This is a genomic window from Granulicatella adiacens ATCC 49175 (assembly GCF_025150565.1).
Lineage (GTDB): Bacteria > Bacillota > Bacilli > Lactobacillales > Aerococcaceae > Granulicatella > Granulicatella adiacens.
On the sequence record NZ_CP102283.1, the window covers coordinates 330957 to 344194 of the forward strand.

Genomic DNA, 13238 nt, shown 5'->3' on the forward strand with positions numbered 1-13238 from the left:
GAGGTGCCCAGAACATGAAACTTCATGAATTACAACCAGCTGAAGGTTCTCGTAAAGAACGTAACCGTGTTGGTAGAGGTCAAGGTTCAGGAAATGGTAAAACTGCTGGACGCGGAAGCAAAGGTCAAAAAGCTCGTTCAGGCGGTGGCGTTAGATTAGGATTCGAAGGTGGACAAACTCCATTATTCCGTCGTATTCCAAAACGTGGTTTCCAAAATATTAATCGTAAAGAATATGCAGTTGTAAATCTTGAAACATTAAATCGTTTTGAAGATGGTCAAGAAGTAACTGCGGCTGTACTAGTTGAGGCTGGTATCGTTAAAAACGAAAAAGACGGTATCAAAGTGTTAGCTAATGGTAAACTTGAACGTAAGTTAACTGTAAAAGCAAATAAATTCTCGCAAGCAGCAAAAGAAGCTATTGAAGCTGCAGGTGGAACTGTAGAGGTGATCTAATGTTCACTCTACTAAAAAATGCTGTTCAAATGAAGGAAATTAGAAATCGTCTATTATTCACATTGATGATTCTAATTATCTTTCGTATTGGATCACAAGTAACGGTTCCTGGTGTAAATGCTGGAGCAATCCAAACATTTGCAACTACAGGAATCTTCGGGTTGTTAAATACATTTAGCGGTGGTGCTTTATCAAACTTCTCATTATTCTCAATGGGGGTTTCACCATATATCACTGCTTCGATTGTTGTTCAATTGTTACAAATGGATCTCTTACCGACATTCGTTGAATGGTCTAAACAAGGTGAAGTAGGTCGTCGTAAATTAAATACAGCAACGAGATATTTAACAATTGTTATTGGATTTTTCCAAGCTTATGCAATTTCATTCGGATTTAATGTTTGGTCAAATTACGGCTTAATTAATAATCCAGGAATTAAAACATTTTTAATGATTGCGCTTGTGTTAACAGCTGGTTCAATGTTCCTTACATGGTTAGGGGACATGATAACCGTTAAGGGGATTGGAAATGGTGTTTCTGTTCTAATCTTCGCAGGTATCGTAGCAAGAATGCCGCATGATATTTATGAATTCTATGTAAAACAAATTCAAGGTCGTGCAGACACTGAATTATATCGTGCAATAGGATTCACGGTTGCATTGATTGTAGCGATTGTTTTAGTCGTTATGTTAGTAGTTTATATTGAACAAGCACAACGTCGCTTACCAATTTCCTACTCAAAACGTGCAACAGGTTCAAGTGAAACATCTTGGTTACCATTAAAAATCAACTCTGCAGGGGTAATTCCTGTTATCTTTGCTAGTTCATTCATGACATTACCATCAACGATTTTAAGTCTTTATGCTAATGATCATAGTGAGTCTGGCTGGTACCAAATTGCAACTAACATTTTTGATTTTACTAAGCCTGCTGGTGCAACATTATACACAGTGTTAATTGTTGTATTTACATTCTTCTATGCTTTCGTTCAGGTTAACCCTGAGAAAGTAGCAGAAAACTTACAAAAATCTGGTGGTTACATCCTAAGTGTTCGTCCAGGTAAAGATACTGAATCATTTGTTTCAAGTACATTACTACGATTGAGTACAGTAGGTGCTCTTTACTTAGGAGGTATTTCAATTCTTCCTATGGTGGCTGCAGCATTGTGGAACTTACCAAGAGGATTGATGCTAGGTGGTACAAACCTTCTAATCGTTGTCGGGGTTGCTTTAGAAATCAGCCGTCAAATTGAAGGTCGTACGATCAAACGTAAGTATAAAGGATTTATTGAGGAATAACAGATTAATTGACAAGATGCAGTAATGCGTTTTGTCAGTTCCTCAGTTATGATTCTAGGAGGCAACTATGAACATTATTTTAATGGGCTTACCTGGTGCAGGTAAAGGCACTCAAGCTGAAAAGATTGTTGCTACATACGGAATTCCACATATTTCAACAGGAGATATGTTCCGTGCTGCTATGCAACAACAAACTGAATTAGGTCTTAAAGCTAAATCATTTATGGATAAAGGCGAATTAGTACCTGATGAAGTAACAAACGGCATTGTAAAGGAACGTTTACAACAAGCCGATACAGAAAAAGGATTCTTATTGGACGGTTTCCCACGTACTCAAGCTCAAGCGGAAGCACTTGATAAAATCATGGAAGATTTAAATCGCTCAATTGATGCAGTGATTAATATTGAAGTGAACCCTGAGATCTTAATGCAACGTCTAACAGGAAGAATTATTTGTCGTAACTGTGGATCAACATATCACAAAACAAATAATCCACCTAAAGTAGAAGGAACATGTGATCGTTGTGGGTCTCACGATTTTTACCAACGTGAAGACGATAAGCCTGAAACAGTGGAAAATCGAATTCAAATTAATATCGAACAATCAAAACCAATCTTAAACTACTATAAAGCAAAAGGCATATTACGTAATGTAGATGGCGAAAGTGGAATTGACAATCTATTCCAAACGATTCAATCAATTATGGGTGAACCTCGCTAGACTCTGCCTGTTATCTTGCATTTATTGTAGCTGAAATGGTATACTTAGAAAGTTAGATAACGGTAGAAGTCCGTCAAATAATCCGTAAAAACTTATTACAAGTAAGGAGGATAAGACATGGCAAAGGAAGACGTAATTGAAATTGAAGGTATTGTTAATGAAACATTACCAAATGCGATGTTCAAGGTCGAACTTGAAAATGGTCATGAGGTTTTAGCGCATGTATCTGGAAAAATCCGGATGCACTACATTAAAATTTTACCAGGCGATAAAGTTACGGTTGAATTATCACCGTATGATTTAACGCGTGGAAGAATCACGTATCGCTTTAAATAATGGACTCCGTTAATGAAATAGAGGAGGGAACTTAAATGAAAGTTAGAGCATCAGTAAAACCAATTTGCGAAAAATGTAAAGTTATTAAACGCAATGGTAAAGTTATGGTGATTTGTCAAAATCCCAAACATAAACAACGTCAAGGATAATATATAAGGAGGTACTCATTAGTATGGCTCGTATTGCAGGTGTGGATATTCCACGTGAAAAACGTGTTGTTATTTCTTTAACCTATATTTACGGTATCGGTATTACTACTTCAAAACAAATTTTAGCTGCTGCTAATGTTAATGAAGATACTCGTGTTCGCGAATTAACGAATGATGAGTTAGACCGTATCCGTGCTGAAGTGGATAAACTAAAAATTGAAGGTGACTTACGTCGTGAAGTGAACTTGAACATCAAACGTTTGATGGAAATCGGTTCATACCGTGGAGTTCGCCATCGTCGTGGTTTACCAGTTCGTGGACAAAATACAAAAAATAATGCTCGTACTCGTAAAGGCCCAGCTAAGGCTATTGCAGGTAAGAAAAAATAATTTAGAGAAGAAGGAGGTTAATTCTTCATGGCAAAGAAAGTTGTACGCAAACGCCGCGTGAAAAAGAATATTGAATCTGGTGTAGCACACATCCGTTCAACATTTAATAATACAATTGTTATGATTACAGACGTTCATGGTAATGCTGTTTCATGGTCTTCTGCAGGTGCTTTAGGATTTAAAGGTTCTAAAAAATCAACACCATTTGCTGCTCAAATGGCTGCTGAATCTGCTGCAAAAGGTTCAATGGAGCACGGAATGAAAACTGTAGAAGTTTCTGTTAAAGGTCCTGGTTCAGGTCGTGAAGCTGCTATTCGTTCATTACAAGCTACAGGTTTAGAAGTGACAGCAATTCGTGACGTAACACCAATCCCTCATAATGGATGTCGTCCTCCAAAACGCCGTCGTGTGTAATGGATTGTTATTGTTGAATTTTGTCGGACAATCGCACATTGAACGAACGTTTTGAAAGGGGTAAAAAACATGATCGAAATTGAAAAACCAAAAATTGAGACGATTGAAGTCAGCGAAGATGCAAAATTTGGTAAATTCGTTGTTGAGCCACTTGAACGCGGTTATGGTACTACCTTAGGGAATTCATTACGCCGAATCTTATTATCGTCACTCCCTGGTACTGCAGTAACAGATATCCAAATGGATGGCGTTTTACATGAATTTTCAACAATAGATGGCGTAGTTGAAGATGTAGCTGCAATCATTTTAAACATTAAAAAAATTGCGCTTAAATCTTTCAGTGAAGATGAAAATAAAGTATTAGAAATTGATGTTAAAGGACCAGCAGTTGTAACTGCAGGCGATATCAAACACGATAGCGACATTCAAGTTCTAAACCCTGATTTATACATTTGTACAGTAGCAGAAGGTCATCACTTCCATGTTCGTATGAACGCTAAAAATGGTCGTGGGTATGTTCGCTCTGATTACAATAAATCTGAAAATATGCCAATTGGTGTTATTCCAATTGATTCTATTTATACTCCGATTAGTAAAGTGAACTACCAAGTAGAGAACACTCGTATTGGTCAAAAAAATGTTTATGATAAACTAACTCTTGATGTATGGACAGATGGTTCTATCGCACCTCAAGATGCTATTAGTTTAGCAGCTCGTATTTTAACAGAACACTTGAATATTTTTGTTAACTTAACAAATGAAGCACTTCCTATGGAAATCATGGTCGAAAAAGAAGAAACTCAAAAAGAACGTCTTCTTGAAATGACTATTGAAGAATTAGATTTATCAGTTCGCTCTTATAACTGCTTGAAACGTGCTGGAATTAATACAGTACATGAATTGACAAGCAAATCAGAAGCTGAAATGATCAAAGTTCGTAACTTAGGTCGTAAATCTCTTGAAGAAGTAAAACAAAAACTAATCGATTTAAATTTAGACTTACGTCGTGAAGACTAATAGAAACTCTTAAGAAGGAGGAATATTATAAAATGGCTTATCGTAAATTAGGACGTACAAGTTCACAACGTAAAGCGTTACTACGTGACTTGACAACAGACTTAATTATTAACGAACGTATCGTTACTACTGAAGCTCGTGCTAAAGAAATTCGTTCTACTGTAGAAAAAATGATTACTTTAGGTAAACGTGGTGACTTACATGCTCGTCGTCAAGCAGCTGCATTTGTTCGTAACGAAGTTGCAGATGTTCGTGAAGAAGGCGAAAAAATCGTTGTTGAAACAGCGTTGCAAAAATTATTTAATGATTTAGCTTCTCGTTACAACGAACGTCAAGGTGGATACACTCGTATTCTTAAAACAGAACCTCGTCGTGGCGATGCTGCACCAATGGTTATCATTGAATTAGTTTAATATAACATTCAATCGAACACTTTTCGATGGTTGAAAAGAGCGTCATGATGGTAATAATCATCTTGCTTTGTAAGATGGGAAGTCTGAGGCTACTGAATGGTAGCCTTATTCTTTCCTTGATTATTTAGTCTAGCTCGTTGCCTTCCCGTCATTCACTTGGCGGGGAAGCACTTCATCGTATTAAAGTGTGTTTTTTTATTTTATACATATTTTTTTTAATCATACATAGAATAAGGAAAGGGGTGTCGTTATTGAATCAGACTATTATTGAGTTAGAAGATATTCATTATCGTTATCATGAAGACGATGCCAGAGAAGCCCTTGCAGGAGTTTCACTAGAAATTCGAAGAGGGGAATGGTTAGCAATTATTGGTCATAATGGATCAGGGAAATCTACTTTGGCCAAAGTTATGAATGGTTTGATTGAAGCAAATACAGGATCTGTTGTTGTAAATGGGAAGACGTTAACTGAAGAGACAGTATTTGATGCAAGAAGAACAGTTGGAATGGTCTTCCAAAATCCTGATAATCAATTCGTGGGGACTACTGTGGAAGATGATATTGCTTTTGGGTTGGAAAATATTGGACTTCCTCGGGAGGAAATGCTCGAACGTGTAACCAAAGTTCTTGAAATGGTGAAAATGTCTGAATTCCGGACGAAAGAACCAGCTCGCTTATCAGGTGGGCAAAAACAAAGAGTAGCCATTGCGGGAGTAACCGCATTAGAACCAGAAGTAATTATTTTGGATGAAGCAACATCGATGTTAGATCCAAAAGGGCGTTTAGAAGTGATTTCGACGATTCAAAAGCTTCATAAAGAAAAGAAGATTACTGTTATTTCTATTACGCATGATTTAGATGAAGCAGCTCAAGCAGACAGAGTTGTTTTGATGGAGCAAGGTCAAATTCAACAAATCGGGACTCCAAAGGAAATTTTTAAATTAGGAACCAAACTAGTTGAAAAAGGATTAGATGTTCCTTTTGCTGAGAAACTGATAGAAGCTCTTCGTGAAAGAGGAATAAATGTCCCTGAGGAGTATTTAGATGAGGAAGGATTGGTGGAGTGGTTATGGACATCCGTTTTAACGAAGTAAATTTCGCATACCAAGCAAACACTCCCTTTGAAACACGAGCATTATATGACGTGAATTTTGCAATTCCTTCTGGGAAGTACACTGCAATCATTGGTCATACTGGTTCAGGAAAGTCGACGATTCTTCAACACTTGAATGCTTTATTAAAACCTACTACAGGAACAGTTGCCTTAGGGGAACGTATAGTAGATGCTCAAACGAGCAATAAGGATCTTAAACCTCTACGAAAAAAAGTAGGAATTGTATTCCAATTTCCTGAAGCACAACTTTTTGAAGAAACCGTTCAGAAAGATATTGCATTTGGTCCAAAGAATTTTGGAGTGAGTGAGGAAGAGGCTAATCAAATTGCCAAAGACACACTGAAAATTGTGGGACTTCCTGAAGACGTCTTACAAAAGTCTCCGTTTGATTTATCTGGAGGGCAAATGCGCCGTGTTGCTATTGCAGGAGTATTAGCGATGCAGCCTGAGGTGTTAGTGCTAGATGAACCAACTGCGGGACTAGATCCCAAAGGTCGTAAAGAAATGATGGAGATGTTTTCCTCCTTGCAAAAAGAGCAAGGGATTACCATCGTTCTTGTAACCCATCAAATGAATGATGTAAGTGACTATGCGGATTACGTGATTGTTTGTGAGAAAGGTACTGTTGTAAAAACTGGTACGCCTGAAGAAGTGTTCGCAGATGCACATTGGCTTCAAGAAAAACAATTAGGCCTTCCTTCTACCATTCAATTTGTTGAGAAGCTAAAAGCAAAAGGGTTTTCAACCGAAGAACGCCCAATGACATTAGATCAATTAGCGGATTTACTGGTTTCACATTCTAATTTAGGAGGTGAAGCAAGTGCTCGATAAATTAATATTAGGACGTTATTTACAAGGAGACTCATGGATTCATAAACTAGATCCAAGAACGAAATTAATTGGAACATTTGCGTTTGTATTAGTCATCTTCTTGGCCAATAACTGGGTAACATATGGCTTATTAATTGCCTATACACTCGTGGCGTTACTGTTGTCAAAGATTCCCTTAGGATTTTTTTGGAAAGGAATTCGACCATTAATTTGGGTTATTCTATTCACAGTAGCACTTCAAATTCTATTCACAAGTGGAGGGGAAGTTTACTTTAAATGGGGATTCCTCCAAGTGACTTCCGAGGGGATTATTAACGCGGTATTCATTTTCTTACGCTTTGTATTAATTATCTCATTCTCAACGCTCTTAACGCTAACAACTGCACCCTTGCAGTTAACAGATGCGATTGAAGCCGTAATGAAGCCTCTTTCTATTGTGAAGTTTCCAGTACATGAGGTTGCGTTAATGCTATCGATTGCGCTACGTTTCGTTCCAACCCTAATGGATGAAGCACAAAAAATTATGAACGCGCAACGAGCTCGTGGGGTTGATTTTGGAGAAGGAAATCTCTTTGAACAAATGAAGGCGATTATTCCAATTCTTATTCCGCTTTTTGTGAGCTCATTGAATCGTGCAGAAGACTTAGCTACAGCCATGGAAGCACGTGGATATCAAGGAGGAGACGGACGTAGTAAGTACCGTGTTCTGAACTATGATATGCGTGATGCAATTGCGGGATTATCCCTTGTGGTTGTAACAATTTTATTATTTGTATTTAAAGCATAAAAAATAAGGAGCTTGACTTGTCAAGCTCTTTTTTGAAAGAAGGGAAAAGGATGCAGCGATATAAACTCACGATTCAATATGATGGAACGCCTTATGTTGGATTTCAAGTGCAAGAGAATGGAAATAGCATTCAAGCAGAACTGAATAAGGCACTGAAGAAGATGACGAAGGGACAATATATTCCGGTTAGTGGATCTGGCCGGACAGACTCTGGTGTTCATGCCAATGGTCAAGTGGTTCATATCGATTACCCAAAACGCATAGAGGCCAACTCACTTGTTCGTGCGATGAATAGTTTATTACCAACTTCAATCCGGATTGTTTCTGCAGAAGCGGTCTCTGAAGAGTTTCACGCGCGCTATAGTGTGACTGGGAAACGATATATTTATAAAGTAACGACTGCACAGGTGCAGAGTCCGTTTCTTCGTCAGTATGAGCTGCATCATCCATTCAAAACCGATGTAGACCGCATCAACAAGGCTTTTGAAGCAGTGATTGGTGAACATGATTTTACAAGTTTTTGTTCGACAAAAAGCGATAAAGACTCCAAAGTTCGCGTTGTAACAAAAGCAGAAGTGAAGAGAAACGGTGATGAATTAATTTTCACTTTTGAGGGTAAAGGTTTCCTTTACAATATGGTTCGCATTTTAGTTGGAACGGCGCTTCAAATTGGAGATGGGTTACGAGAAGTCGAAGAGATGAAACAGATTTTAGAAGCCATGGACCGAAATGCAGCAGGTCCAACGGCACCTTCTCATGGGTTATACTTAGATGAAGTGTTTTATAAGAATTTCGACTAAAAATATGATAGGATGAAGATAGTTATTTTAAAAGGAGTGTCAATATGGTATTAGAAAATTTTGATGTAAATTTACAAAAATATGCAAAATTACTAGTGTCTACAGGAATTAATGTTCAACCAGGACATACTGTAGTAATTTATGCAGAAGTGGAACAAGCACCTTTTGCACGTTTATTAGTTAAAGAAGCTTATCAATTAGGAGCAAGCGAAGTTATCGTTCAATGGAGTGATGATGAAATCAACCGTGACCGTTTATTATATGCTGCGGAAGATCGTATTACGACTGTTCCAGAATATAAAGTACAAGAAATGCACTATTTATTAGATCATAAAGCAAGTCGTTTAAGCATTGTTTCTAGAGATCCAGATGCATTAAATGGAGTAGATACAAGTCGTCTTGCAAAATCAATGAAAGCTACAAGTGTTGCTTTAAAACCAATGCGTCTTGCAGGTCAATCGAATAAAATAAGCTGGACAGTAGCAGCTGCAGCAGGTAGCGCATGGGCTAAAAAAGTATTCCCAGAAGCAACATCAACAGAAGAAGCTGTAGATTTATTATGGAATCAAATCTTTACAACTTGTCGAGTATATGCTGACGACCCAGTGGCAGCATGGAAAGAGCACGAAGAAAAATTAGATGCAAAAGCAGCCATCTTAAACAAAGAACAATTCGTGAAATTACACTACACTGCACCAGGGACAGACTTAACTCTAGGAATGCCAAAAAACCATGTTTGGGAAAGTGCTGGAAGTATCAATGCTCAAGGAGAACACTTCATCGCAAACATGCCAACAGAAGAAGTCTTCTCAGCTCCAGATTTCCGCGTAGCTGACGGATATGTATCAAGCACAAAACCATTAAGCTACAACGGTAACATTATCGAAGGCATCAAAGTGACTTTCAAAGACGGTCAAATCACAGAAGTATCTGCTGAAAAAGGCGACCAAGTAATGAAAGACTTAGTATTCGAAAACAATGGTGCCCGTGGATTAGGTGAAGTAGCACTAGTAAGCGACCCATCACCAATCTCACAATCAGGCATTACATTCTTCAATACATTATTCGATGAAAATGCATCAAACCACTTAGCAATTGGTTCAGCATATGCTACAAGTGTTAAAGGTGGCGAAAACTTCGAAACTGAAGAAGAATTAAGAGAAGCTGGATTAAACCGTTCGGATGTACACGTGGACTTCATGATCGGTGGACCAGAAATGAATGTAGACGGTATTCGTGAAGACGGTACTGTAGTTCCAATCTTCCGCAACGGAGACTGGGCAATTTAGTAAAAATATAGATTAAACCCAACATAAAAGGACATCAAGTTTAGGAGTTCTCCTAAGCCTGATGTCCTTTTTTAGTAAGAAGACTATAGAAAAATCTTATAGAGGTATAAAAAAACTCAATTGGTAAATAAATCACAAACATTGTACAATAAATAGAGATAAAAGCTTACAAATCTCGCAATAATTCTATTAATTCAATTGTATTTTGCGAATAAGTTTGATTTGGGAGATACGCCACTCCAATCGGGAAGAAACTCTTCTTATCATCTAGAGGAATCCAAGTAAGTGAATCATCAGAATAAAAATCTTTATACTCATGGGCCATAATGCATATGGAATTAAAGGTCGTTAAACTAGCTAGCAAAACTTCCCAATTATCATCTGTATAAACAATATGAGGCTCAAATCCAAAGTCTCTAGAACGAGTATGAAGTAGTTTTCCTAACATAAAGTTTCTTGATAAAGTACTGAAACGTTCATTTTTGAGATGTTCAAAAGTGAGTGAGGAGGCCTGTTCAAACGGATGCCCTTTCGGGACGACGATACTAGCATGGTATCCTAAAAAATCTTTTTGAAAAGGCTCAAGGTAAATATCGGTTTCAATCTTTGGAAACGAAAGAACTCCAAGATCAATTTCGCCATTGACGAGAGCTGTTTGTAGTTCTCTAGATCCACCTTGAATCATTGTTAGATGAACAGTTGGGTGTGACATCATAAATCTTGAGAATACTGGCATTAATTTAATGGCAAAAAGAGTTGGGAGACCTATTCGAATCGTTTCTTTTTGCGGGCGATTTAACTTTTGAATTTTTTGAACAGTTTCTTCTAACTGTAAAATAATTTTTTTCGCATCTTCGTATAGGACTTGTCCAGCATCCGTTAAACAGATTCCGTTTGTTTGCTGAATAAAAAGGGGAGTATGCAATTCAGATTCTAATTTTTTAATGGTTTGGGAAAGGGTAGGTTGTGTGATGAATAAACTGCGTGCAGCTGGGGAGTATCCCCCATGGTCAACAATACTTACAAAGTACTGTAGGTGTTTAATATCCATTTGAATGTCTCCTCGTCATTTAAGTGAAATCTTACACATTATTTTATCAAAGAAAAAAATGAGAAGCAATGTCTATTTAAATTAAGGAGGAATAAGGATGAAAATAACAATAGCTGGTGCTGGCGCAATGGGAAGTCGTTTCGGATTGATGTTGCATAACGCGGGGCACGAAGTAGTACTAGTAGATGGTTGGAAAGATCATGTAGAAGCCATTCAAAAAGAGGGATTAAAGGCAAACTTCAATGGTGAAGAAGTGATTGTCAAATTACCAGCGCTACTTCAAAGTGAAGTAACAGAGTCTGCTACAAGTGATTTGATCATTCTATTTACAAAGGCGATGCAATTAGAAAAAATGCTCAATGATTTGAAACCTGTTATTCATGAGAAGACTAAAGTGCTATGCTTACTAAATGGTATTGGTCACGAAGAAGTCATCGAACAGTTTGTTCCTAAAGAAAATATCTTTATAGGGAATACGATGTGGACTGCGGGAATGGAAGGCCCAGGTCGAGTGAAATTATTCGGAAGTGGAACAGTCGCGTTGAAGAACTTAGTGGATACTGACGATGCAAAAAAAGGAGCGCTTGAAATTGTCGAGGTATTGAATAGCGCAGGATTAAATGCTAATTATTCAGAGAATATCCTATATGCCATCTACAAGAAGGCTTGTGTCAATGGTACAATGAATGGCTTATGTACCATTTTATTAAGTAATATGTATGAGTTTGGATCTACTACAGATGCTCATATGATTGTTGAAAATATAGTGAAAGAATTTGCAGAAGTTGCAAAAAATGAAAATATCGAAATAAATGTTTCAGAAATTGTTGAATATATCGAAAGTAATTGTTATAATTGTAAGACAATTGGACTTCACTATCCATCTATGTATCAAGACTTAAATAAAAATAATCGTTTAACGGAGATTGATTATATTAATGGTGCAGTTGTTCGTAAAGGTGAAAAATATGGAGTACCAACACCATATTGTGCTTTTCTAACGGCTTTGGTTCATTGTAAAGAACAAATTTTAGGAGCAAAATAGCTCAAGAAAGAGGGGAAATTATGGAAGCTCAGGCTCAAACAAAAATGACTGGAAAAGTCTTTATTAATAAAATCTTATCAGGAACAGCATTAGGGGTTATTGTTGGTCTAATTCCAAACGCTGTTTTATCTGCAATCTTAAAATATTTTAGTCAATATCCAATTGCTGTAACAATTACACAAATTGCAGTAATTTTTCAATTAGCAACGCCCCTTATCATTGGTGGATTAATCGCTTTACAATTTGGATTTAAACCAATGGAAATGATGGTAACTGCGGGTGCCTGCTTTGTAGCAAGTGGGGTTGTGACTTATAATGCTGAATTAAAAGCTTATGTAGGTGCCGGAACAGGGGACCTAATTAACACAATGGTGACTGCAGCGATTGCAGTGGGGATGTTGATGCTCATTAAAGATAAATTTGGTTCAACAGCAGTGGTTGCAATGCCAATCGTCGTTGGGGTTGGATCTGCGTTTATCGGTCTATTACTCTTACCATACGTTAAAATGATTACTGCAGCGATTGGTCAAGTGATCAACGAGTTCACAACATTACAACCAATTTTGATGTCTATCTTAATCTGCTGTTCATTTGCATTTTTAATCATCTCACCAATCTCTACAGTAGCGATTGGTTTAGCGATTCAGTTAAACGGTGTGTCTGCCGGGGCTGCTGCAATGGGGGTTGCTGCAACCGCTGTAGCATTAGTAGTTCATTCATGGAAAGTGAATAAATCAGGGGTAACATTAGCGATTGCTTTAGGAGCAATGAAATTAATGATGCCAAACTTATTCAAATATCCAGTTATCTTGATTCCATGTTTATCGACAGCAATTCTTTCAGCGATTCCTGTAGCGCTCTTCTCAGTAAGTGGTACTCCACAATCTGCTGGATTCGGTCTTGTTGGTTTAGTAGGACCATTAGCTTCTATTGATGCAGGATTGAATGTTGGATTAGCTGCTATTGTATGGTTAGCTGTTCCAATTGCTGCTGCGATTGCAAGCAAGCTTGTATTTGAAAAAGTATTAAAACTATACGATTCTTCAGTAGTCTTCAAATTCCAAGACTAATCAACAGAATTCCTATCGGCTCCTTCATGTAATTGCATGGAGGAGTTTATTTTTATTTT

General features: G+C 37.5%; 17 protein-coding genes. 16 read left to right on the forward strand and 1 reads right to left on the reverse strand.

What is annotated here, in order from left to right; all coding sequences use genetic code 11:
• The first annotated feature begins 14 nt into the window (after positions 1 to 14).
• From rplO to NQ540_RS01875, 14 genes are all read left to right on the forward strand, one after another.
• A complete protein-coding gene (rplO, locus tag NQ540_RS01810) occupies positions 15 to 455 on the forward strand; it encodes a 50S ribosomal protein L15 (RefSeq protein WP_039849224.1) in 441 nt (146 codons plus the stop codon).
• On the forward strand, positions 455 to 1753 hold the full coding sequence (gene secY / locus NQ540_RS01815; RefSeq protein ID WP_005607449.1) for a preprotein translocase subunit SecY: 1299 nt from the start codon (positions 455 to 457) through the stop codon (positions 1751 to 1753). The genes rplO and secY overlap by 1 nt, the downstream gene beginning before the upstream one ends.
• A gap of 67 nt (positions 1754 to 1820) precedes the next feature.
• On the forward strand, positions 1821 to 2474 hold the full coding sequence (locus NQ540_RS01820) for an adenylate kinase (protein ID WP_005607447.1): 654 nt from the start codon (positions 1821 to 1823) through the stop codon (positions 2472 to 2474).
• A gap of 117 nt (positions 2475 to 2591) precedes the next feature.
• Positions 2592 to 2810 carry a translation initiation factor IF-1 gene (gene infA, locus NQ540_RS01825; RefSeq protein ID WP_005607446.1) on the forward strand — a complete coding sequence of 73 codons (219 nt, stop codon included), beginning with the start codon at positions 2592 to 2594 and terminating at the stop codon, positions 2808 to 2810.
• A gap of 35 nt (positions 2811 to 2845) precedes the next feature.
• Positions 2846 to 2959 (forward strand): 50S ribosomal protein L36, encoded by a 114-nt coding sequence (gene rpmJ, locus NQ540_RS01830; RefSeq protein ID WP_005607444.1) that lies wholly within the window; start codon positions 2846 to 2848, stop codon positions 2957 to 2959.
• A gap of 23 nt (positions 2960 to 2982) precedes the next feature.
• Complete coding sequence (rpsM, locus tag NQ540_RS01835; protein WP_005607442.1) at positions 2983 to 3348, forward strand: 30S ribosomal protein S13; 366 nt, start codon at positions 2983 to 2985, stop codon at positions 3346 to 3348.
• A gap of 27 nt (positions 3349 to 3375) precedes the next feature.
• On the forward strand, positions 3376 to 3762 hold the full coding sequence (gene rpsK / locus NQ540_RS01840) for a 30S ribosomal protein S11 (RefSeq protein WP_005607440.1): 387 nt from the start codon (positions 3376 to 3378) through the stop codon (positions 3760 to 3762).
• A 69-nt stretch (positions 3763 to 3831) separates the two neighbouring features.
• The gene (locus NQ540_RS01845; RefSeq protein WP_005607438.1) at positions 3832 to 4779 is read left to right on the forward strand and encodes a DNA-directed RNA polymerase subunit alpha; all 948 of its coding nucleotides are present in this window, start codon (positions 3832 to 3834) and stop codon (positions 4777 to 4779) included.
• Between the two features lie 32 nt (positions 4780 to 4811).
• The gene (rplQ, locus tag NQ540_RS01850) at positions 4812 to 5192 is read left to right on the forward strand and encodes a 50S ribosomal protein L17 (protein ID WP_005607436.1); all 381 of its coding nucleotides are present in this window, start codon (positions 4812 to 4814) and stop codon (positions 5190 to 5192) included.
• A 242-nt stretch (positions 5193 to 5434) separates the two neighbouring features.
• Entirely contained in the window at positions 5435 to 6286 is an 852-nt protein-coding gene (locus NQ540_RS01855) for an energy-coupling factor ABC transporter ATP-binding protein (RefSeq protein ID WP_005607435.1), read from the forward strand.
• Positions 6262 to 7137 carry an energy-coupling factor ABC transporter ATP-binding protein gene (locus tag NQ540_RS01860; protein WP_005607433.1) on the forward strand — a complete coding sequence of 292 codons (876 nt, stop codon included), beginning with the start codon at positions 6262 to 6264 and terminating at the stop codon, positions 7135 to 7137. The genes NQ540_RS01855 and NQ540_RS01860 overlap by 25 nt, the downstream gene beginning before the upstream one ends.
• Positions 7127 to 7924: an energy-coupling factor transporter transmembrane component T family protein gene (locus tag NQ540_RS01865; RefSeq protein ID WP_039849222.1), complete on the forward strand. Its 798-nt coding sequence runs from the start codon at positions 7127 to 7129 to the stop codon at positions 7922 to 7924. The genes NQ540_RS01860 and NQ540_RS01865 overlap by 11 nt, the downstream gene beginning before the upstream one ends.
• 50 nt (positions 7925 to 7974) lie before the next feature.
• Entirely contained in the window at positions 7975 to 8724 is a 750-nt protein-coding gene (truA, locus tag NQ540_RS01870; RefSeq protein WP_005607429.1) for a tRNA pseudouridine(38-40) synthase TruA, read from the forward strand.
• A gap of 44 nt (positions 8725 to 8768) precedes the next feature.
• Positions 8769 to 10013 (forward strand): aminopeptidase, encoded by a 1245-nt coding sequence (locus tag NQ540_RS01875; RefSeq protein WP_005607427.1) that lies wholly within the window; start codon positions 8769 to 8771, stop codon positions 10011 to 10013.
• 166 nt (positions 10014 to 10179) lie between these two features.
• Here the strand turns inward: NQ540_RS01875 and NQ540_RS01880 are convergent, their stop codons facing one another.
• Positions 10180 to 11064 (reverse strand): LysR family transcriptional regulator, encoded by an 885-nt coding sequence (locus tag NQ540_RS01880; protein WP_005607425.1) that lies wholly within the window; start codon positions 11062 to 11064, stop codon positions 10180 to 10182.
• Positions 11065 to 11161: 97 nt separating this feature from the next.
• On the opposite strand from NQ540_RS01880, the gene NQ540_RS01885 reads away from it, so the two are divergent.
• Entirely contained in the window at positions 11162 to 12109 is a 948-nt protein-coding gene (locus NQ540_RS01885) for a 2-dehydropantoate 2-reductase (protein WP_005607424.1), read from the forward strand.
• Positions 12110 to 12129: 20 nt separating this feature from the next.
• Entirely contained in the window at positions 12130 to 13179 is a 1050-nt protein-coding gene (locus NQ540_RS01890) for a PTS sugar transporter subunit IIC (protein WP_005607421.1), read from the forward strand.
• Positions 13180 to 13238: the final 59 nt, after the last annotated feature.